Genomic DNA, 22423 nt, shown 5'->3' on the forward strand with positions numbered 1-22423 from the left:
AACCGCTCGAAGATACCTCGCTGTTTATCCATAAACAGGCGGTAAGACGTATAGGCTATGCCGCTTGCGATCGCCATAAGCAGGATGCCTGGCAACAGRTAATTCACATAGTTATCCGTTCCRGTTTGAATGGCACCGCCTAACACATAGACGAACAGCAGCATCATCGCAATTGGTGTGATGCAGACCGTGATGATGGTGTCYATACTGCGSAAAATATGGCGCATGGAACGTCCAAGCATAACGCTAATATCGGTGAAGAAATGATTTTTTGCCGTTTCCATTTACTTCGCCTCCTTTTTGCYGACGATAGAGAGGAAGATGTCCTCTAATGATGGCTGTTTTTCAATATATTCCACTTTTGCAGATGGGAACAGTTTTTTTAGATCCGMGAGGGTGCCGCTGGCGATAATCTTACCTTCATGCAGAATAGCAATTCGGTCTGCAAGCTGCTCAGCCTCCTCCAAATACTGCGTGGTTAGGAGTACYGTSGTGCCGCCRCCRGCAAGCTCCTTGACAATCTTCCAAACCTCGAGGCGTGCCTCSGGGTCAAGCCCGGTTGTCGGCTCGTCGAGGAAAATAATCTGCGGATTACCCACAAGRCTCAAGGCGATGTCGAGCCTGCGGCGCATACCACCCGAATACGTAGACGCCCTGCGGTCGGCGGCATCTATCAAGTCGAAGCGTTTAAGCAAGTCGTCCGCAACCTGACGCGGATCCTTGAGATATCGCAGCTTCGCGATCATGATCAGATTTTCCCGTCCGGTCAAAATTTCGTCCACCGCGGCAAATTGCCCAGTCAGAGAGATGGCCTGCCGAACATGATCGGGTTTTGACGCAACATCGTATCCGTTTACAGTGGCAGTTCCGCTGTCTTGTTTGAGCAGCGTGGTGAGGATTTTGACAACCGTTGTTTTCCCAGCCCCGTTGGAGCCGAGAAGGGCGAAAATACTGCCCTTTTCCACCTCGAAATCAACGCCCTTAAGGACTTGATGCTGCTTRTAGGACTTGTGCAATCCAACGACTTGAATCGAATTAGTTGGCATAAGTTTTCCCTCCTTATCGAACCGTTACTTTAGACAAATCGGCTCCCATACCTTTAAGAGATGCATAAGTCAGTTTATCCATGACTGCGCCGTCAAAGCAGATGGTTTTGAAGGCACGGTAATACTTATTGGTCAATGAAAAGAACGCTTGGAAAGACACATTCTTGAATATAGCGCCTTTAAATGAAACTTCGTTTACTGCTGATTTATCAAACTTAACGCCGATAAAGGTTTGCCCGTCAAAATTCAGMCCGCTCAAGTCGGATAATTCAAAGTTCACGCCGTCAAAMATACAATTTTCAAAGACTGTTTTCCTAAGGTCGATCTTGCTTAGTGTGACATCGGTTAGTTTTACACCTGTGAATTTGGCACCATCCATCCCCGAAACGCTGAAGTTGGTACGTACAAGAGTCGATTCATTGAAGCTTACATTWGTAAGGTCAGTTGCAGTTAGGACACAGTCCGTCAGATTGGCGCGGTCAAAATTAGCATCACGTAGATCACTGGTCTTAAATGAACTTCCGGTTAAGTCAGCGCYTGCAAAGTCGGCACCGCGTAACGCGCTAGCATTAAATTGACCTTTATGAGCTTTAACGCCTGCAAAGTCGCTCATTGCCAGGTTGCTTGCGCTAAAGTTAGTCACTARTTGCCGTTCCAGCGAGCGGGAGAGGTTGGCGACTTCTAAGATCGTTTGTTCGATGTCGCCGATGCTCTCAATGGTCATCGTAAACGCGGTTTCATCGTCTTTGCCCTCAGCTTTGAGTTCACGGTAGCGCTCCTGCAAATCGGAGTGCAGGTCTGTCTTTAATTCAGTGACGCTTTTTACCCCATCATAGGGTGTGAAAACACCGTTCAAATAGTTCGTTAATTTCTGATTCATCATAGCAATCTCTCCCTTATAATAAATTTTCTANTGACGCTTTTTACCCCATCATAGGGTGTGAAAACACCGTTCAAATAGTTCGTTAATTTCTGATTCATCATAGCAATCTCTCCCTTATAATAAATTTTCTARTACGCGCTTCGAATACTCCCARTTGTTTTTGTTGCGGACGTAAGCACTCTTGCCCTTTTCGGTAATCCTGAAATACTTGCGTCTTCCTCCYTGAGACTCATCGCCCCAATACCACTCGATATCGCCGTCTGTCTCAAGCCGCTTGACGCTGGAGTACATGGTGGCTTCCTTTAATTCATATTCGCCGCCAGCCGTAACGGTCAGCTTCGGATAAGAGCCGTAGTATCATCGTATCGGTATGTCCGCGGAGCAGGTCGGATGTAATTTTGTTCTCGCTCATATCATCACCTCACATTTATTATAATAMGGCATAGTACTATGAYTGTCAAGGTACTATTTTAAATAAAATACTTTGTTCAGTCAGAAATGAAAAAAGCGGCAGCCACGGACCAGAAAATAAAGTCCATGACTGCCGCTATTTTGTTGCAAATTCGAAAAGTTAATGTGTTAAATATCCAGTTTACGGTTACTGATCCATTTCACCATTTCAGGATCGCGATGTGAAAAGAACAGGCTTTGTTTCGTATCTAACGTAGTTATCAACGCCATATCCTCTTGGCTTAATTCAAAATCAAAGATACTGAAGTTTTCGATTATTCTTTCTTTACGTACAGACTTTGGAATCACAACGACGTCTCTTTGTGTCAACCAACGTAAAACTACCTGAGCAACGGATTTATTAACCTTTTCAGCAATGGATACCAAAAGTTCATTCTGGAATAAATCATTTTTCCCTTCAGCAAAAGGCGCCCATGATTCGATCTGAACATTGTTCTCATTCATGAATTTTGCATTTTCGATTTGTTGGTTGAAAGGGTGAGTTTCGACTTGATTTAGCGCGGGAACGACTTCATTTTGGATAATCAAATCGATGAGACGATCCTCATGGAAGTTACTAACGCCAATGGCGCGAACCTTTCCTTCACGATACAATTCTTCCATAGCACGCCAAGAACCATGCACATCGCCGAATGGCTGATGAATGAGATACAAATCCAAATAATCCAACTGCAATCTTTTCAGTGAGTTTTCAAATGCTTTTTTGGTGCGCTCATATCCAGTATCCTGCACCCAAAGTTTCGTAGTAATAAATAACTCCTTTCTTGCAATACCACTCCGTTTGATTGCATTGCCAACTGCTGCTTCATTAAGATAAGAGGCAGCTGTATCAATCAGCCGATAGCCTGCCATAATAGCGTCATAAACACTTTGTTCACATTCACTTTGATCTGTCATCTGAAATACACCAAAACCGAGTATAGGCATCTCAACGCCATTGTTCAAAATTACTTTATGCATATATATTCCTCCATTAAAGTGATGTCGTATCTCCCATTTTCTCTCACTTATTATGCACCAGATGACAAAGAGACAGTTATCCCATTCGTACCAAATGTTTGCCTAATCCTCTCACTACCACTTATGTAACAGAAAAATATGGCTTATAATCGAACTATGTAAAAATAGAAACAAGGAGAATCCAATGTCTGAATTAATCGTTAAACAGCAGAAGGAGCTCTGCGAAATCATAGAGCGCTATGCACAAAAGGACGGTGTTCACCCAACTGCTATTCCATCCTTATTTTTCATACGTGTCTCGAAATCAGCCGGACAAAGCCATGGCGTGTACAAGCCTTCTTTTTGTATGGTAGTTCAAGGGGCGAAGGAAGTTTGGCTGGCACAGGAACACTTTAGGTACAGTCCTGCCGATTACCTTGTTGCATCTGTTCATTTACCCGTTACCTCCCAAGTCACTGAAGCCACTCCCGAAGTTCCCTATTTGGGTTTCAAACTTGAATTTACATCGAGTCAAATCTTAGAGCTTCTACATGATACAGAATTTCGTATGGACCCCAAACAAAATCCGAAGCGAGCTATGTTTGTCAGCCAGATCGAATTATCTTTGTTAGATTCGGTTATTAGATTAGCTCGTTTACTTGATAGTCCGAAAGATATTCCTGTGCTTGCTCCACTATTTACAAAGGAAATTCTTTATCGGGTGCTGCAAGGTCAGAATGGGATTATTTTGGAGCAACTTGTTATGGAAGGAAGCTCAACCCATCAAATCACCCTTGCTATTGAACAAGTCATGAACAACTATGCCAGCCCCTTACGAATTGAAGAACTTGCCGAAATAGCGAATATGAGTATTTCTTCGTTACATAGACATTTTAAAGAAATCACTGCGATGAGCCCTCTTCAATTTCAAAAACAAATCCGGTTGCAGGAAGCTCGGCGCCTATTGCTAACAGAATCGGTGGATGCTTCTGAAGTTGCCTACCGGGTAGGCTACGAGAGTGCGTCTCAGTTTAGCCGTGAATATTCTCGGATGTATGGTTATCCGCCCAAAGCTGACATGAAACGATTGAAGGAGCAGGGACCTGAGCAAGTATCCAATGTGTGAGGTTCAAGCAATTCGTTCCATCTACATCTAAAAGACCAAATAGAATCTCTCTCCGCGAGAGAAATAGGCAAACATTTAAGATGATCAGGATATCGCTTTCTTTTTGATTCATTGCATAATTAAATTAAGCATGTATCGGAGGATATTTGCGGAACTCATTATATGTTGAAATATATCCAGAAACATACAAAGGCTAAGGCTTGATAAGTAGATCAAACGTGGAAGCAGGGATATGAATGTCCGATTCTTCAAAAGAATTAACTATTGCACAGAAAAACTTCGGAGATTTTGCTCCAAAGATTGTTGAATTAACCGATGATGTTTTATTCGGAGATATCTGGAAGCGTGAAGAGCTTTCGCCGCGAGACCGCAGTTTAATTACGATATCTAGTTTAATTACTGGCGGAAATACGCAACAACTGAAAAATCATTTAAACTTAGCGAAACAAAACGGACTTACGGAAGAAGAACTAATCGAAGTCATGACTCATCTTGCTTTCTATGCAGGTTGGCCGAAGGCAATGTCAGCCCTGACGGTTGCAAAAGAGGTATTCTCGACCGAAAAATAACAATAACGTGGGGAAAGAGGTGCTTATTGTGGAAATTCGATCTTTAGGACAATCGGGATTAAAAGTAACGAATCTGTGTCTGGGTACGATGACATTTGGTAATCAGGCAGACCAAAAAACCTCATTCGAAATACTTAACAAGGCATTCGATGCTGGAGTGAATTTTATTGATACGGCAGATGTGTATCCCATTGGGAGGGCTTCACAAGCCGTCGCGGGTGCAACCGAGTCGATTATCGGGGAATGGCTAGGAAGTAAACGAGACAAAGTGGTGTTAGCAACGAAGTGCTTCGGTGCGATGGGGCCAGGAGCAAATGATCGTGGGTTGAGTAGGAAGCATATCATAACATCCGTCGAGGATAGCCTCCGCCGCCTAAAAACGGACTATCTTGACCTCTATCAAGCTCATCAATTTGACCCAAGCGTACCTATGGATGAAACTTTACGTGCGCTCGATGATCTCGCCACACAAGGCAAAGTTCGCTACATAGGTGTATCCAATTGGCGTGCGTGGCAAGTGGCGAAAGCAAACGGAATTGCTGACAGAAAAAATTACATCCGTCTTGTGAGCGTTCAGCCTCGCTACAATCTCTTGTTTCGCATGATTGAGGACGACTTGGTTCCAATGGCCCTTGATGAGGGGCTTGGCATTATCAGTTACAACCCACTTGCGGGAGGGATGTTGACAGGCCGATACAGGAATAATGCAAGTGTGGAAGAGGGGACTCGTTTTGGACTCGGAAACAATGCGGGATCTTTGTATCAGGAACGTTATTGGCAAGAGGCACAGTTTGTCGCGGTTGAGAAGTACCAGGACTGGTGCCAAGAACGTAACTTTGATCCAACTACAACGGCCGTGAGATGGGTTACACAGCAACCGGGAATCACCTCAGCCATCATTGGTGCGAGTCGTCCGGAACAGTTGGACGCTAGTCTGCGTGGTGCTCACATGGATAAGTTAACGGAACAGGAGCTAGCTTGGCTCGATGGACTTTGGTTTAGTTTGCCTCGCCGACGCGAGTTTAGTTGAAATCCAGGTGAACAATGCGATAAGTGAACGATTAAACCAGGAACACCTGTTATCTTAACAGGTGTTCCTTTTTTGCGGCCGGTTATCGAAGTACATAACCAGCACTTGCTAGATACATGCTTCCTACACTTTCGGTTGCTCCAGCAACGAATGCTCAATAATCATTCCGGATAGATGCCGCAGTACCATCGAGACGCCACCGTGAGCAATGCCAAGCTCGCCAAGATCCGAACAGTAGATCTCCAGATTCAGAAGGAAGCGCTCCGGAATCATTTCGCGTTCGTTTCCTGTATGCGAATAGGGGCAAAGCTGCGAAAGTACACTTTTTTCGGGGGAAACGGCTGCATATCGATAAATACGTGCAAAAGAGCATCCTTTTTGCACCGAAAGGGCCAAATAGAGGCGTGTCGGCCGAAATTGTTGCACTTTCGCACGTATTTCTAATCGAGAGGTTCAATCGAGAAAAAGGTTGCACTTTTGCAATTTTGAACTTTTCACGACACGCAGAAAGTGATTTGGAGACAAAAGAAGGCCCACGCTACCTGGATGGCTCATGGGACCTTCTTTTTGCATTTCATGCGGAGCTGTAACGCATAGTCCAGTCTCAATAATGGTTTCTATTAAAAATGCTGGCACCTAATCAAAGGGTATACCAGCTCTTCTGACATTTCGCTTATAATGAAGTCGAATAAGGACTTGAATGGGGGCTGATTTTGTGCAACTAATCAGAAAAATTACAGATAACGATATCCTAGGCAGTGGACCAACTGAATTCCTAAATACCATCTCTCGATTCGGATCAAGAGGAGTTGTAGTCGATAAGCCGTTAAACGTTGCCATGATGTATATGTCCAAAACGAACATGTACAAACTACCTGGCGGTGGGGTAGATGAAGGAGAAGATGCAAGGGATGCCTTTCTACGTGAAATCCAGGAAGAGACGGGTTATGAAGCTGAAATCATTCATGAATTGGGGTATATCGAAGAGCATAAAAACAGAAATAAGTATTTGCAATTCTCCTACTGTTATATAGCAAATGCGAAAGCTAGATTCGGCGATACCAAGCTTACTGAAAACGAGATCCAGCTAGGGATGGCCGTTCAATGGATGTCATTAGATCAAGCACTGGACGTGATGAATGATTCTCTGTTAACTTGTACCGATTATTCATCCAAATTTATGCTTTTGAGAGATATGACGATACTTAAAGAGGCCGTACGCATATTAACTGGGAAGGCTGTGTAAAAGTAGAAAGACGCTCAGGAGTCGTTCAATACCTTTTTCAAAAGTTGTAAGAACAATTGCTTATGAGAGAAGGGAGTTACGTGCTGTCCGCGAAGCAGTAAGATCCCGATGGGGATCACTGGTTCATCCCATGCAATATCAATTCTCACCACTTCTGGGATCAAAGGAGTCGAATCCAGAACGAGACCCACTGCCAGCGTTCCTTTTGCAAAATGGGGAATGGCTGAAATTTGGTTTAGGGTATGAAGATTGGGAAGCGTTACTTCGTAATGAGATAGTAATTTGGTTATTTGTGAGTAATAGAGACATGTGGGTCCCCCTGAGATGAGGGGGTAATGAAGAAGCTCACGGAAAGTAACGCGATTTCGTTCCAGCAGTGGATGACTTCGGTCAACAACAATAGCTATTTTCTCATGATAAAGAGGTTCGAAAAAGAATGGCGACGAATCGGACGGTTCACCGCAAATTGCGAAATCTAGCTCTTTTTTGATAATCGATTGTGATAATGTATCTGTATTCCCCATCGTGAATTGACAGGAGATTCGTGGCTTCTGTTCGAGAAATAGCCGCATGGTGCTTGGGAGTAGCTTCTGCATGGCAGATTCGATTCCGCCTACGTGCAAGTTGCCGATCTCATCATGCTGTAAGGCTTTGGTCAGATTGCTAACATCGTTCCAATGTTGAATGAGTTTATCAATCTCCAACGCGAATCGCTTCCCAGCACTCGTCAGTTCGACGTCCCATCCCCTGTTGAAAAGTTGTACGCCAATTTCCTTCTCTAATCGTTGCATTTGGTTCGATATCGTAGATTGTGCATAATTCAATTTCTCCGCTGCACGAGAGAACGTCCCCTCTTTAAGAATGGTTTGAAAAGTGATTAATTCTTTTAAATCCAAATCCCTCAAGCCTCCATCGATAAAATTGATTGAGATTATCATTTTATTCCATTATATAGATTAAGATGTGCGGAGTACAATGTAGCTATCTCATCAAGGGAGTGATGCATGGTATGCCATTCATAAGAGTCAGCTACTACGAGAACCAATATGATCATAAGAAGTTAGGACAGATCAGCCGAATTATCGGAAGCGAGTTGGTGGAGTACTTCAACGTTCCGGAAGACGATGTTTTTCAAGTATTTCATTCTCATAAGGAAGGTGAGTTCTATTATAGTCCTAGCTATCTAGGTGTCGAACGAAGCGATGGACTGCTATACATTCAAATAACACTGAAATCAGGGAGAACGACTTCGCAGAAGAAAGGTTTTTATAGCGCGCTAGCTGAACAATTATCCAATGAACTTCCTATGCGGAATGAAGATGTATTTGTTGTACTGGTGGATAATGAATTCGAGGATTGGTCATTCGGTAACGGAGAAGCACAGATGTTAAAAATGTCTAGGATAGGTGGTGTCCTATGACTCATCGGAAAATAGTGTCTACCGCAAGGGAAGCCTACGGGGAAATCGCACCAGCATTCGTTGCATACTCGGAGGACGTGCTTTTCGGAGATTTGTGGCGAAGGGAGCTGCTTTCTCTTCGGGATCGAAGCTTAGTCACGATTGCGGTGCTGGTCGCAGGAGGTATGACAGAACAACTACCGTATCATTTGCGGTTGGCTATAGAGAATGGCCTAAGCACAGAAGAATTAGTAGAAGCAATTACGCATATGGCCTTCTATGCAGGATGGCCTCGAGCGGCTTCGGCTCTTGGTATTGTACAGGGGTCGATAGAGCGGTGATTTGGCGAATGTCGCAATCTTACACTTCCGATGGCATCAATATGAACTAAAAAATCGTTCTTCTATATGCTATTGTCAATCTATATTGAAATGAAGGGAAGTTCGGACTTCATACACTTTCATAGAGAGAAGGATTGACAAGGATGAGCAAAAAGCTGCGTATTGGGATAATCGGAACTGGGGGCATTGCCAAAGCCCATATATCCGCGTATAAAAAACTTGACTATGTAGAGATTGTAGGTGTGGCCGATGTAATCCCAAGCAAGGCGTTAGCATTCGCACAGAAGGAAGGATTAACGGAAGCTGCTTCATTTGATAGCCATACGGATTTATTGCGCTTAGATTTGGATGGGGTCAGTATTTGTACGCCGAACGTTTCCCATCACGTAACGACTGTGGATTCTCTGCGCGCAGGAAAGAATGTGTTACTTGAGAAACCGATGTCGGTGACACTTCAAGAAGGTATCGAAATGACACAAGCGGCAAGTGAGAGCGGGAAGATGCTAACACTCGGTTTCCAGCCTCGCTATGATCCGAATATGAAACTGCTGCAAACGATTGTTCAATCAGGACGACTTGGCAATGTCTATTATGTAGAGACGGGAGGCGGGCGTCGTCGGGGTATGCCAGGCGGGACATTCATCAGCAAACAGCTCGCCGGAGCAGGTGCGATGGCGGATATTGGTTGTTACTCGCTAGACATGGCGCTGAATACGCTCGGATATCCTCGTCCGCTAACGGTGTCCGCATTTACGTCTAACCATTTCGGTACTAACTCTCTGTACCATCCGGAAGCGAGCAAGTTCGAAGTCGAAGATTTCGGGGTTGCGATGGTGCGCTTCGAGAATGATCTTGTGCTGCAATTCAAAATATCGTGGGCGATGCACATGGATACCCTTGGAGCAACGATGTTTCTCGGTACGGATGCGGGTCTTAAAGTGACTCCGGCTGGTGCTGGGCCGTGGTCAGGGGTGTGGGATGGCTCCGTAGGTTCCATCACGCTATTCCATGATGAATTCGGCGGACATACAGCGACGCCAGTTCCGCTTGTCGAGCATAAATTGAATCTGTTCGATCAGAAAGTACACGATTTTGCCGAAGCAGTTCGGGATGGTCGACCAGCACCAATCCCTGGTGAGCAGATTCTAATCCAGCAAGCGATTATTGACGGCGTGCTGCGCTCCGCTGCGGCCCGTCGTGAGGTATCGGTGGAGTTGCCTCGCTGAAATAGTGAAAAATGCGAAATAAAGAAAAGCAGCCAATGATGGCTGTTTTTTTTATTTTAAGTTTTATGTCACAGATGGACAACGCCAGTTGTCTTATCAAAGAACGCATGTTTCTGTCAGAATGGCTGAGGTTTCTCTTAGGAAAGAAGGAGTGTTATTATGCAAAGTTTCACGATGGATCACCCCGCAACGAACATGGAGGATTTGTATACATCCTACAAACTTCATTTGTTTTCCATTGCGTACCGGATGCTTGGTTCTAGATCAGATGCAGAGGATATGGTGCAGGATTTATTCATAAGCATTCATGGCCATATCCATGAGAATATTCATAATATCAAGTCATACTTAAGCAAAATGATGATTAACCGATGTTTGAATGAATTAAAGTCAGCACGGCGAAAAAGAATTAGCTATGTGGGACATTGGCTGCCAGAACCAACGGTGCAGATCAACGAGGATAGTCCGTTGGAAAGCGTAGAGCGCCATGATACGATTTCTTATGCTTTTCTTATTCTGATGGATAAACTGACCCCATTGGAGAGAGCGGTGTTTATTCTTCGCGAAGTTTTTGCGTATGAACATAGTGAAATCGGCGAAATGTTTAATAAAACGGAAGTGAATTGCCGGAAAATATTCAGTCGTGTCAAGAAGAAAGTAGATGTGTCCTCAGCAAAGCAGGCAAGCACATCCATCCGTCTGGTTGAAGAAAAGGAACTGGTGACACGATTCATTTCGGGAATTTCGAATGGTAACATTCAATCCTTGGTGGATATGTTAACAGAGGATGTCATCCTGATTGCGGATGGTGGAGGGAAAGTGTCAGCAGCTATCCAGCCTATATATAGGAAAGAACGCGTGCTCAAATTGTTGAGTGCTCTCTCTCAAAGTCGCTTTCCAGCATCGAAAGCGCAGCTTGTCGAGGTCAATGAGCAACCAGGAGTATTATTATCACAAGATGGTGTTCCAACTGGTGTCATTTGTTTTGAATGGGATGAACCAACCATGACCATTCAACGTATTTACATTATTGTCAATCCAGATAAACTACAACATTTAGCTACTTGAGGCTTTGCGGCGAAGTCGTATACCGCCAATTGCCCATAAAATCAAAGGAATGATAATATAGACGGCAGGGTAAAAGAAGCTAATCAGAAACATGTTCTTAAGTGTAAACGAAAGCAGGAGACTGTGCGTGCTAAAGATTACGTATAACAACAAGATGAAAGCCATGATGTATGAAATAAACTTCCAATTTTTAATTCCTGTCCACTCCGATATACCATAACTAAGGATAAACAAGCATACGGCTAATTTGATGAAAGCACCAAGCAGCCAAAGTGGTATGAAAAAAGCATCGATATTCTGAATGAAATTGAGAATAGATACGAATTTGGTTAATGAGTAGACAGGAGCTATTAATTTAGCAGCCACGTTAGGTCCAGTCACAAAGAGAAGAATCAGCGTGGTCAGAACACCCCATATCATCGCTACGGCTGTCCCCCATAGGATTGCTCTTGCAGCGGTTCGCTTGTTCTCAGCGAAAAAGAATAACATAAGAATGATCGATGGATCCATCATATAATTGTAAGAACGAAACGTGCCCTCCAGAATAAGCGTCCAACCTGAATCTGCATAGATGGGCAGAATCCGATTTACCTCCATATCCTGAGGATTCAAGAATAGCTGCACGAATAACATGAGGACGAAGAAAGGTCCAATCACTTCAGCGCAGCGGCTAATCGTCGTAATGCCACCTTTATAAATCGCATAAATAAGTAGAAATATCATAAACAGAACAATGACGATCATCGGTGTGTTATGAACGAGAACTAAATTTACGAATTCGGCCATACCTCTGAGGATCGTAGACATTTGCATAAACCATAGTAGGAAATACCCAGTGATGATTAGTTTACCAAGCCAAGTGCCAAATAGGTCTTTCATGAAATTAACCAGTGTTTTATCCTTGTTCTGTAAGCAAATTCGGAGCATCATCCATGTGATAGCCATCATAATTAGGCCACCGAGTAGAATGGAAATCCAGCAGTCCTGACGAGACTGTTCCGCGGCTAATTGGATGGGGAGGTAGGAAACCACGATGATGGAAGAAATACTAACCAGCCAAAACATTTGATAACCGCTTATTTTCATTTCCCTCGTTGTCACTCCTTCCCTTTCTTATTTTAGTTGACCGCCAATCACACCGACGGATCTAATGTGGATATCCGCTTGGACGGAGGCTTCGACTTTCTTGAAATTTTCTCCCCAATCGTCCTTTTGAGACTTCCACCAGTAAGGATACTTGCGATGAAGATAGGCGCCTATACCGAAAACATCAGGTCCCCATTGTTGAACTTTCCCCAGTGCAAGTTGTAATTTGGATTGGATTTGCTGATTGAGGTACTTCTCGACTTCGATCATGTTAGTGACTTCGGACATGTCTAGGGAGGTCGTGTTTTCAAGAAGATAAGCTTGGGCCTTGACCTTGATAACAACCTGACGCGGATCTTGGCCGCGAACAGATTGAATATGACGGCTAAGATGCGTTAATCGAAACGATAGGAAGCCATTGCCTTCTTTCCATGGAAACGTTACGCCTTGTGAGCTTCCTTTCCCCGACAACCAAGAGACATCTAACCCTTCGAAATCGTCCAGTATGCCACCAACTTTCAGTTTTTTGTTTAAAACAGCGTATCCGGATAATACAGCTAACGGTTCCGCTTTTTTGGTGTTCACCTTTAGATTTTTGACTTGGAGAATCGGTACAAGAGAGCTGCTTTCCTGTGTTGCACTATCAATAATAAATTGTCTGGTAGAGAAGCTCTTCATTCCGTTAATATGCAATTCTTTTCCGGCAGCGATGCTCGAGATATTTTCCAAAGGATGTTTAATCATAAGAAACTCCTTGGCACTGCTTCCTTTAATCATGAGTGTAACATCTCTTTGATTGTTGGCAGGGTCCCTGCCCAGCTTATCAAATAATTTGGTAACGTCATTCTTATTGAAAAACTCTTCACTGATCGCGATCAAAATGCGATGGCTCGTCATCAATCTACGGGACATTTCTCTTTGAATTTTCTGTGTTGCTTCAAAAACGTCCTTACCTTTGGCCGACATGACGAGGAAGCTATCGGAATCGCCAGATCCACTTTTAAAAGAATTCATCTTAGAGGGGATTGCGATTTGGTGGCTAACTTCAATATTCCCGTTCTCAGCATGATCAATGGCTGTCCCCATAACGAAAGCTAATTGATTCGGTTCCACAAAATCCGTGCAGCTGGTTAAAAGCAATACGAGATACATGGACACGCATGTGTGGAGGACAACTCGGATCATGTTGAACGTCCTTTCTTGTTGCGACCGTTCTTGATCCAGAAGGGGTAACGAATAAGCAGATCTCTAATCCGTTTGCCATCGAAGGGGGCTACTGGGCTTAAGTACGGTGTTCCAAAGGATTCCAGTGATACCAAATGGATCAACAAGAAAATAATGCCAAAGGCAAAGCCGACAAACCCTAAGAACCCTGAGATAAACAACATCAGATAACGGATTAAGCGAAAGGGGAGCGTGGCGCTGTATCTGGGAATTGTATAAGCGGCGACACCTGTTAACGAAATGACGATGATGATCGGCGTGGAAATGATGCCGGCTTCTACAGCGGCTTGTCCGATGACCAGGGCACCAATGATGCTGACGACAGGCCCGAGTTGATTGGGGAGATGAACGCCAGCCTCCTGTAAGCCATCGAAAATAAACATCATGAGGAATACCTCAATGACGGTGGGGAATGGCGTATTTTCCCGTGCTGTTGCGATACCAATCATGAGGTAACTCGGGACCATTTCGGGATGGAAGGTTGACAGTGCGACGTAGATAGCAGGTAAGGCGAATGAAATGAACGTCATAATGTATCGGATCAGCCGAGTGATGATGACAAATATAAATCGCTCGAAATAGTCGTCTGCGGATTGAAGACCTGACCAGAGGGTAACAGGTAGAATAAGAGCAAAGGGGGTTCCATTCGTGAGCAGAGCGACCTTTCCCTCTATTAAACTTGCAGCTACGATATCAGGCCTCTCGGTATTCTGGATTTGCGAGAAGATGGAGAAGGAACTATTCTCCAGCCATTCTTCGAGATACGCGGAATCAATGATGCCGTCCATTTCGATTTTATCGAGTTTTTCTCTTACTTCTGTTAAAACTTTCTCATCAGCAAGTCCCTTCATATAGGCAAGAATCACATCAGTTTGTGTATATTTGCCAATTGTGTAAGACTCCATTTTCAGAAGCGGGTGAATGATCCTGCGTCTAATTAACGTCGTATTCGTGCGGATATGTTCCACGAAGCCTTCCTTGGAGCCTCGCAAGGTTGCTTCCTTCATTGGCTCTTGAATACCTCTTGTCTCGTATCCTTGGACTTGAGCAATGAGTGCAGAAGCTTCACCGTCCACCAAAATAGCTAAGCAGCCGTGCAGGATATGGTTAACCAAATCCGCTATGGATTTGTCGGTCTTGATATCTGTTAATGGCAACCATTCACGTCTGAACATCTCAGCAAGCGATTGTATACGATCAATGCCTTGCGGCAAGCCGCTGAAAATTAACGGCTTCAGAATGTTATCTTCAATGCTTTGTAGGCGAGTCATGCCATCCAAATACACGAGTAGAAGTTGGGTTTCATCCATTAACTTAAAGGATCGAATGACAATATCGGAGCAATCCTTGAACTGTTCGGTGAGATAGTCTTCATTCGTTTCTATACGCGTGCTGATTGCCTCCAAAGATGATCCCCTCCAGTGCCTTCAATCTCTGAGATAGTATGAACAGAGCGGAAAGTGCTTATGCAGAAATTGGCATGTATGAGAAGGGGGAGGGAGTGAAGATTTTTGTCACACATTGAAGTCGCCAGTTGTCTTCATAGTGTCAGAAAAAATAGGAGGTAATCACTTATGACACAACGTTTAAATTATATGCAGCAATCACCGGAGCTTTTCAAAAAAATGCTGGAATTCAGCAACGCAGAACAGGGGAGTGCTGTTGAAGAGAAGATTCTTGATCTTGTTCACATCAGAGCTTCACAAATGAATGGTTGCGGATTCTGTCTAGACATGCACGTCAAACAAGCCAAGATCCATGGGGAAGGCGAGCTTCGTCTCTACCACATTGCAATATGGAGAGAATCGACACTGTTTACGCCCCGCGAGCGGGCTGCACTGGCTTGGACAGAAATTCTGACTAAGCTTCCTGAGCATGGTGTACCGGACGAATTGTATGATCGGGTACGAGGGCAGTTCTCTGAGAAAGAAATCTCAGATCTGACTTTCTCCGTAATGGCTATCAATGCTTGGAATCGCATCAACGTCGCTTTCAAGAATGTACCAGGCTCGGCTGATACAGCATTCGGATTGACCAAAGCTGGCCTTAGCTAATAACTGCCCCATTAGACTGTAGCTGGGGCATGACAATACAAAAAGATCTGGTGCTTCGCGCATCCAGATCTTTTTTGTATTGGTATTATTATTGCAATGATGACTTCATTCTCTTCAATAAATTGTAGATCGACTTGGCACTCTCCGCACGGGATGTCGGGCCTTGTGGATCCAGACGATGGTTATCTTTACCTTCGATTAAGCCAATGCGAACTGCTTTCGCTATAGCTTCTCTTGCCCAATCACTGATCGTGTCTTCATCCGTAAATGTCGGTTTCATGCTTACGGTTTCAGCGTGAGTCCCGCCGACCTCCGCAGCCCGTAGCAGCATGACCGCCATCTGTTCGCGGGATATCGTACGATCCGGGGCAAAGTTGTTACTTTCGGTTCCGTTCACGATACCGGCTTCAGCTAGTGCTGTGACGGCTTCGGCGTACCATGCATGTTCGGGGACGTCAGTAAATGAAGATCGATGTGCTGCTTTCAGATGCATAGTTCTTGTGAGTAACGCCGCAAATTCTGCTCGCGTTACGGCTCTGGCAGGTTCGAATGTCATATCGGTTACACCTTGAACGATATGCTTAGCACTTAATACGGCGATGGCTGGCTTCGCCCAGTGTCCTTCAGGAACATCAGCGTAAAGCTTGTTGTACTCCAACATGATGTAAGTACTGAAGTGGTGCAGCTGAGCCTCCAAGACATCCCCTATTAATTCCCCACCGACGTACTCCACAACTCCGTTATTGTCGATATAATAAATGCCCAACAGATTTTTATCCATCTGGGGGTTGATCTTAAAGGTAACAGTAATGGGAGTATCAAATGTTCTGATTTCTTTTTCCTCGCCATCACTGTTCACAATGCTCAGATGGAAGTCCACGGCATCGCTGGCGCTTCGTACAATTGCATTTTCCAAACCGTGGGCATGATTCAGCTGAGCGGTTATGTTGTCATCTGGCACTTTGTTTATTTTAAAAGAAACTAATCCGTCTTTACGTTCTCCCTCAGTCGCTTGTGCGGCAATTGCTTGTAGTGAATCCTTTGAAAGTGTTACCTTAAGATCCTCTCTGACGATTTCTAAAGAGCCGGTTTTGAGCAATTCTATCGTATTGGCCGGTAGTATAACTTGGTTTTTTTCACTCGATAACTTGAGTATAACTTTCCCGTTCGTCGAAGTTAAATCTTCTGGTTTTACAATGAGCGAGGTTGTTTCTAACTGTGGTGCTGCAGGTTGTGAAATAGGTTCTTGTGAATAGACAGGCTCCTGATTGTGCTCATCAGTCGAATTCGTTACCGTTAAGGAAAATGTTGCTGTCCGGATGCCGTTGGATGCACGGATAACGGTTTCTCCATACGTTTTTGCATGAAGATATCCAGTTGCTGAGATTTCCGCAACACTCGGGTTGCTGCTCGCAAAGTGATATCCATGTGTAGCGTCCACTTGTGGCTTATTTCCCATTTCCTCTAGCACACTCGCCTGACCTTGAGTTCCTGCTATCATTGATGCGGCTAAGCCGTGAATGGAAGGGTTTCCGTAATTCGTCCACTGTGACAAATCAACCATCTGGAGTCGATCAAGCGTATAGTTAGCTGTATCTCGGTATTCGTTAGCACCGGACTCGAACAATAGATATAACTTTTCATCCCGTTCGATCATATTCTCCAACATAGGTGGAACGAGCATATCGTTATTACCAGCCGATTTCGCATGACTATCCATATACCATACGGGTATATCGACAGCATTTACCTTCACGGTCGTATCGGCGGTTCCGTTAAAATCAGGTTTATTGTATTTCAAAAGATTGCTGTCCCTGCTCCGCGAATAGGACTGACTAAGCATGATGCTGTCATGCAGCATCGCCATTCCTTGTATTTTATCCGGTATGGACAAAATCAAATCGGGAACAACCGTATTCGTTCCGTCATTTCTACCGGTTGGCAACACGTCGGTCTGGCTGTCTAAACGGTAACCAGCTACCCACGCGTATTGGTACGTATTGTCGCGGGTTAACAACTTATGGCTGGCAGCCGTCGTGTAGGTAGGTGGGTAGTAGTATTCTCCTACCCATAGAACACCGTCTGCATAATTGGTAAAGGATGCGTTGGTGACCGTTGCAAACTTGCTTTCGAAGGACACACCGCCTTTATCCGGGGCATTGATTAGGTCTGCCTTGCTCAATTGATAAATAGTTGACCCAGAGGCAATCCAGACATGATCTTTACTGACGGCTACGTCGCCGGCATGGCCGTTATAAGGTACACTGCCATCATATAGGTTTACATATTTGATCAATTGATCGGTTTGTGCATCGATGATCGACAGGGTGCTCGGACGTTTGTCTTCCATATAACTTGTGATGATAATCCAATCTTCATCTTTGTCGTATGCCATTCCTTGCGGAACGAAATCTTCAGCAAGTCCAGGAATAATGGCTCTTTCGCTGCTTACGTTCCATAGCATTTGGTAAGTCGAATTAAATGGATTTATGGCTCTTTCCGTTTGTGTGATACGTTGGTGCGTTGGCGTTGCCACGACTACCGCAGATCTCAGCGATTCGTTGTCAGAGGAATCGAGTGCGGATATCTCGAAGGAATACGAGATTCCTCCTTGAAGCAGTGGCACATTTAACGTTGTTTGCCCTATAGGTAAGATGATGTCTAAGAGTCCATCTTTGTAAACTTTGTAAGCGTTGAGATCCGATTCTATATTGGCATTCCAACTAAGTGAAACTTTACCTTCACCAGCAACAACAGTGACGCCAGTCGGAGCGGCGGGGGCAAGATCGTCTGTTTTCGTTTTTGGAGGCACCTGTCCATCCTGTAATACACCAGGTGATGTGGATTGCATTGTGCCGACCTTCCTCATGGTTGTCGATCCGTCAAACGGATAAGCATAGGTGATTGTCTTTTTCTCTGCAAAATCGGTCGCACCGTTATCGTTATATGTTGCACGGATAATCTCCGTTCCATTCGGGTCGGAAATCGCAAGCGTTTGCTGACCAGCATTGATAAGACCGTTGACGTCATTTATTTTGAAAATGTTCCCTTGTGGCATGTACTTTTCTGAATATGTATCGAAATAGTAGTGATTAAAATGCTCATCTGAATAGAAATCGAGTCCGACATTTCGAGTCCAAATGAGCTTAATTTCGCGCGGAGCGATCACGAACGATTGGTCGATCGTTTTCTCCCAGCTTTTCGTCACATCAGCACTCGTAAATTGCAGCTTGTAACCCTCGAGATCTATCGAAGTATTGCTTGAATTGAAAATCTCCACGAATTCATAGGCATCATAACTGGTAGGTGCCCCAGAGGGTAAGTAGTTGCCTGTGTCCGGGGTAAGCTCTGTGATTAGAAGCTTAGGCGTCATAGCTCCTGAAGGTGTTACTGTTACGGTCTCGGAGTTCAACGATTCGTTGCCAGCTGTATCTATTGCTGTAATCGCGAACGTATAAGGGCGATTATTTTGCAAATTAATGATAGTAGCGGTTGTATGATTTCCTAGCAGCGTTTGACTTAGAGTTCCATCCAAATACACATTGTAATAGGCGACATCTGCCTCAAGATTCGCGTTCCAGCTCAATTCGCTGCTGTTTGTTCTCGCTGTAGCCGTTAGTCCAGTAGGCGCGGCGGGTGCACTATGATCTGATGGCGATGGTGGCTGCTGAGCGGCAAACACGGAGCCCGGTGTTGCGGCTTCGGTATATCTTAGCTTTTGCAATATGATCGTTCCATCCGTCGGATAGGTGAAATTAGCCCCCCGATTTTCCCCGACATCAACCGCGTCATAGGAAACCGTACTGATCGGTACATCGTTTGGAGCTGCAATGGATAACGTTCGAGGAGAGGCGTTGGCCATTCCTCCTAAAGCATCGACTTCACTAAGCTGATCCGTGGTTAGGTTCGTGCCGTAGCTCGTATTAAAGCCTGCTAATGTAGCAGTATTCGTTGTGGAGTTACTTGTATTTTTGGCCCATAACACGACAGTTCCTTTGGGCTGAATTACGATATCGGACGTAATCGGCCATTTATAAACGGTCGGCGTCGAATAAATAACTTTATAGTCTTTTAAATGAATCGGATCGCTGCTCGTATTATAGATTTCAACAAACTCATAGGCATCAGGTGTGCCGCTGGTCATATCAATCTTCAGGCTATCGGGTACTACTTCCGTAATCATTAGGGTAGGATAGAGTCGTGGTATAGTGGCGACTGCACCCGAAAGAGCTGATTCCTGGCCGACGTTATCCACAGCCGTAATCGTAAAATGATACGTGATATCGTTTGTCAATCCGGTTACCTGGTACGTTGTACCAGTCACTGTACCGGAAATGTCATTACCGTTCATATAAATCTTATAACCAGATACATCGGATTCCGTGTTGGTATTCCAGGTAATAGTTGCCGACGCTGGGCCGGCAACCGCCATCAATCCTGTAGGCGTTGAGGGAGGAAGATCACCATTCGTTAGCGTGGTTGTCCTGACTAACGCACGCGGTGACTCGATTCCGCTCGTATTCTTTGCCGTGACTTGGAAATTATAGGCGGTTCCGCTTGTTAGGCCCACAATCGAATATGTCGTACCCGTAACGGTGTAAGATTGCTGCGTCTCTGGCACATAAACGTTGTAACTTGCCAAATTCTCTTCCGTATTCGCGCTCCAACGTAACGCTACGCTGTCTATAGATGGCGTTGCCGTCAGGTCCGCTGGGATTGCTGGTTTTATTCCGGGAGAAGCTATTTGTCCGTTTGCAACTTTGGTTGTATCCAGATTTCCTGTGTATGTGTAAGTGACACTTTTATTGATGTTACCAGCGGTACCATCAGCGACGCCATCGTTAATAAAAGCTCCGCTAATCACATTTCCGCTGCCATCGGCAAGGGCGACACGACGCTTCGACGAGTCATGTAGCCCTTGAGCGCTCGTCGTTAAAGCAATCTCGAATACATTAGTTGTGGTCAGATTAACACCATAATTGAGGTTGAAGTCGGTTAACGGTACATTAGGATAATCGAATTTTTTTAACCAGAGGACCAAATAGCTTTTCGGTCCGATAGTTTTGTTGGATATTTTCCAAGTATTACCTGCTGTTGTGTAAGGTGACGCAGTATAGTACTGTAATTTGAAGTTATCGAGATCGATCGTCTCTGATGTACGGTTGAAGATCTCTATATATTCATAGGGTTGTCCTGAACCACTTGAAGCTGGAACGATCTCGGAGATCACCAAGTCAGAGGGACTTACTGTAGCAGCATGGGCTGCCGGGACGGTTCCCCATCCCGCGACTTGCAATGCCAACAACGCGGCTACTAAGCACTTCGCGAACATTTTCGAAAAACTTTTTTTGTACAATGTTATTCCTCCATTTCGTTTGTGACAGTGAGAACGATAAATCCGGAAATCTCAGGAAAAAACGATGCATTTTATGCTACATGTCTACTCCTTTCTGCGAATGAACAACAAAAAGCCCTAACAACCACGATGGTATACATCGTTTGGTGTTAGGGCCTCTCATTATCTCCTGGCCATGAAAACGCTTTTATTAAACTGTACGTTTAATATACTAGGTTTCTTCACAAAAGGGAAGATAGACTTGGAGGATTCTTTTATTATTTAAAAAAAGCTCGGGAAACAGTTACCAATAGGCAGGAGGTTCATTGTGAAGTATCATTTAAGTCAGGGTGATAATAACATGTTCATTTCTCCTATGATGTTGTACAATGCCAAAAATAACCAGCCATTTGACAGTAAGAATCATATTGCGGAATTAAAATTAGATGGTTTACGATGTATTCTTTCCCATATGGATAAACTGTATGTGTATACGAGACACAATGACTTAATAACGCATAAATTCCCTGAGCTATTAAGATGTCCTGTACCGGAAGGCACCATACTGGATGGTGAATTAGTCGTGCTGGATGATCAAGGGAAACCTGATTTTGAAGCGATGTCCGCAAGGTTTTTATCTAGAAAAAATAAGAAACCTGTGGTTTTTTGTGCTTTTGACATTTTGCGATACAAAGGTATTGACGTCACGGGTTTAAGTTTGCTTAAGCGTAAAGAACTATTGAATCAGGCTTTTAAAGAAAATGAAAATTATAAAAAAGTTGAAATGTTTGAAGGAAATGCCATCGAGTATTATGAACAAGTTCGCGGCCGCGGGCTTGAGGGTATTATTATAAAATCCAAAAAAGAAAATTCCATTTATGAAATAAACAAACGCTCTATCCGCTGGCAAAAAGTAATCAATTGGACGTATGCAGATGTGTACATTTCTGGTTATAGAAAAAATAATTTTGCCTTACTGGTCTCAATTGATGCAGCAGATGGATCTAAGTTTCCTGTAGGCATAGTTGAATCAGGCGTATCACCTATCCACCAAAAAGTGATAGAAAGTGTGCAGAAACGCTTAGTTTTCAAGGAAGACAAGAATTTCGCCTATATGGAGCCACGGATTATGGCGAGGGTTAAAACTAGAAGCTGGACCCTAAGCGGGAGACTGCGTTCACCGGAATTTATGGAATTTGTTATCTAAATCGTAAAAAGGCTGAATTCACTAGGGAAGATAAGGTGAGTTCAGTCTTTTTCTGTATACATATACCCATTCATTTACATAATCAGCATCAATTCCGCGCATGATATTCCTACTATCGACACGTCAGGATTTTGGTGATTGCGACCATGTTTTCCATAAAAAATTTCTTATTT

At 44.2% G+C, this 22423-nt stretch carries 20 protein-coding genes and 1 pseudogene; 10 read left to right on the top strand and 11 right to left on the bottom strand.

Going from position 1 to position 22423, the window contains the following annotated elements; translation table 11 throughout:
• The 5 genes and pseudogenes from ASL11_RS10410 to ASL11_RS10430 form a co-directional block, all read right to left on the bottom strand.
• The coding region (locus ASL11_RS10410; protein ID WP_327205097.1) for an ABC transporter permease at positions 1 to 284 on the bottom strand (284 nt) is incomplete at its 3' end.
• Positions 285 to 1046, bottom strand: a complete 762-nt coding sequence (locus ASL11_RS10415; protein ID WP_056613229.1) for an ABC transporter ATP-binding protein — start codon at positions 1044 to 1046, stop codon at positions 285 to 287. It lies immediately after the preceding gene.
• A gap of 13 nt (positions 1047 to 1059) precedes the next feature.
• Complete coding sequence (locus ASL11_RS10420) at positions 1060 to 1926, bottom strand: pentapeptide repeat-containing protein (RefSeq protein WP_056613744.1); 867 nt, start codon at positions 1924 to 1926, stop codon at positions 1060 to 1062.
• A 117-nt stretch (positions 1927 to 2043) separates the two neighbouring features.
• Positions 2044 to 2341, bottom strand: a pseudogene (locus ASL11_RS10425) (PadR family transcriptional regulator).
• A gap of 167 nt (positions 2342 to 2508) precedes the next feature.
• Positions 2509 to 3360: an aldo/keto reductase gene (locus ASL11_RS10430; RefSeq protein WP_056613231.1), complete on the bottom strand. Its 852-nt coding sequence runs from the start codon at positions 3358 to 3360 to the stop codon at positions 2509 to 2511.
• A 184-nt stretch (positions 3361 to 3544) separates the two neighbouring features.
• On the opposite strand from ASL11_RS10430, the gene ASL11_RS10435 reads away from it, so the two are divergent.
• The 3 genes from ASL11_RS10435 (at position 3545) to ASL11_RS10445 (ending at position 6064) form a co-directional block, all read left to right on the top strand.
• Complete coding sequence (locus ASL11_RS10435; protein ID WP_056613233.1) at positions 3545 to 4465, top strand: AraC family transcriptional regulator; 921 nt, start codon at positions 3545 to 3547, stop codon at positions 4463 to 4465.
• A gap of 236 nt (positions 4466 to 4701) precedes the next feature.
• Positions 4702 to 5034: a carboxymuconolactone decarboxylase family protein gene (locus ASL11_RS10440; RefSeq protein WP_056613234.1), complete on the top strand. Its 333-nt coding sequence runs from the start codon at positions 4702 to 4704 to the stop codon at positions 5032 to 5034.
• A 28-nt stretch (positions 5035 to 5062) separates the two neighbouring features.
• Positions 5063 to 6064, top strand: coding sequence for an aldo/keto reductase (locus ASL11_RS10445; protein WP_056613236.1), 1002 nt, complete (start codon positions 5063 to 5065; stop codon positions 6062 to 6064).
• 123 nt (positions 6065 to 6187) lie between these two features.
• Here the strand turns inward: ASL11_RS10445 and ASL11_RS36375 are convergent, their stop codons facing one another.
• Positions 6188 to 6337, bottom strand: a complete 150-nt coding sequence (locus ASL11_RS36375; protein ID WP_157256881.1) for a hypothetical protein — start codon at positions 6335 to 6337, stop codon at positions 6188 to 6190.
• A 442-nt stretch (positions 6338 to 6779) separates the two neighbouring features.
• Here ASL11_RS36375 and ASL11_RS10450 point away from each other — a divergent pair, with 442 nt between their 5' ends.
• Complete coding sequence (locus tag ASL11_RS10450) at positions 6780 to 7310, top strand: NUDIX hydrolase (RefSeq protein WP_056613748.1); 531 nt, start codon at positions 6780 to 6782, stop codon at positions 7308 to 7310.
• A 14-nt stretch (positions 7311 to 7324) separates the two neighbouring features.
• On the opposite strand, the gene ASL11_RS10455 is transcribed toward ASL11_RS10450, so the two are convergent.
• Positions 7325 to 8206: a LysR family transcriptional regulator gene (locus tag ASL11_RS10455; RefSeq protein WP_056613238.1), complete on the bottom strand. Its 882-nt coding sequence runs from the start codon at positions 8204 to 8206 to the stop codon at positions 7325 to 7327.
• Positions 8207 to 8319: 113 nt separating this feature from the next.
• Between ASL11_RS10455 and ASL11_RS10460 the strand changes: the two genes are divergently transcribed.
• From ASL11_RS10460 to ASL11_RS10475, 4 genes are all read left to right on the top strand, one after another.
• Positions 8320 to 8730 (top strand): tautomerase family protein, encoded by a 411-nt coding sequence (locus tag ASL11_RS10460; RefSeq protein WP_056613240.1) that lies wholly within the window; start codon positions 8320 to 8322, stop codon positions 8728 to 8730.
• Positions 8727 to 9050 (top strand): carboxymuconolactone decarboxylase family protein, encoded by a 324-nt coding sequence (locus tag ASL11_RS10465; RefSeq protein ID WP_056613242.1) that lies wholly within the window; start codon positions 8727 to 8729, stop codon positions 9048 to 9050. The genes ASL11_RS10460 and ASL11_RS10465 overlap by 4 nt, the downstream gene beginning before the upstream one ends.
• Before the next feature lie 143 nt (positions 9051 to 9193).
• Positions 9194 to 10276 (top strand): Gfo/Idh/MocA family protein, encoded by a 1083-nt coding sequence (locus ASL11_RS10470; protein WP_056613244.1) that lies wholly within the window; start codon positions 9194 to 9196, stop codon positions 10274 to 10276.
• A 159-nt stretch (positions 10277 to 10435) separates the two neighbouring features.
• On the top strand, positions 10436 to 11344 hold the full coding sequence (locus ASL11_RS10475) for an RNA polymerase sigma-70 factor (RefSeq protein ID WP_056613246.1): 909 nt from the start codon (positions 10436 to 10438) through the stop codon (positions 11342 to 11344).
• Here ASL11_RS10475 and ASL11_RS10480 read toward each other — a convergent pair.
• Genes ASL11_RS10480 through ASL11_RS10490 form a run of 3 tightly spaced genes read right to left on the bottom strand, consistent with a single transcriptional unit; the run spans position 11333 to position 15060 of the window.
• Positions 11333 to 12430, bottom strand: coding sequence for a GerAB/ArcD/ProY family transporter (locus ASL11_RS10480; protein ID WP_056613249.1), 1098 nt, complete (start codon positions 12428 to 12430; stop codon positions 11333 to 11335). The two genes, ASL11_RS10475 and ASL11_RS10480, sit on opposite strands and share 12 nt — an antisense overlap.
• A gap of 27 nt (positions 12431 to 12457) precedes the next feature.
• Positions 12458 to 13615: a Ger(x)C family spore germination protein gene (locus ASL11_RS10485; protein ID WP_056613251.1), complete on the bottom strand. Its 1158-nt coding sequence runs from the start codon at positions 13613 to 13615 to the stop codon at positions 12458 to 12460.
• Positions 13612 to 15060: a spore germination protein gene (locus ASL11_RS10490; RefSeq protein WP_235550440.1), complete on the bottom strand. Its 1449-nt coding sequence runs from the start codon at positions 15058 to 15060 to the stop codon at positions 13612 to 13614. Before ASL11_RS10490 ends, ASL11_RS10485 begins: the two co-directional genes overlap by 4 nt.
• 168 nt (positions 15061 to 15228) lie before the next feature.
• On the opposite strand from ASL11_RS10490, the gene ASL11_RS10495 reads away from it, so the two are divergent.
• The gene (locus tag ASL11_RS10495) at positions 15229 to 15708 is read left to right on the top strand and encodes a carboxymuconolactone decarboxylase family protein (RefSeq protein ID WP_056613252.1); all 480 of its coding nucleotides are present in this window, start codon (positions 15229 to 15231) and stop codon (positions 15706 to 15708) included.
• Positions 15709 to 15796: 88 nt separating this feature from the next.
• On the opposite strand, the gene ASL11_RS10500 is transcribed toward ASL11_RS10495, so the two are convergent.
• Complete coding sequence (locus ASL11_RS10500; RefSeq protein ID WP_056613254.1) at positions 15797 to 21064, bottom strand: lamin tail domain-containing protein; 5268 nt, start codon at positions 21062 to 21064, stop codon at positions 15797 to 15799.
• A 307-nt stretch (positions 21065 to 21371) separates the two neighbouring features.
• Here ASL11_RS10500 and ASL11_RS10505 point away from each other — a divergent pair, with 307 nt between their 5' ends.
• Complete coding sequence (locus ASL11_RS10505; protein WP_235550441.1) at positions 21372 to 22250, top strand: ATP-dependent DNA ligase; 879 nt, start codon at positions 21372 to 21374, stop codon at positions 22248 to 22250.
• The last annotated feature ends 173 nt before the right edge of the window (positions 22251 to 22423 follow it).

Origin of the sequence: Paenibacillus sp. Soil750 (assembly GCF_001428045.1) — a bacterium.
Classification (GTDB): domain Bacteria; phylum Bacillota; class Bacilli; order Paenibacillales; family NBRC-103111; genus Paenibacillus_E; species Paenibacillus_E allorhizoplanae.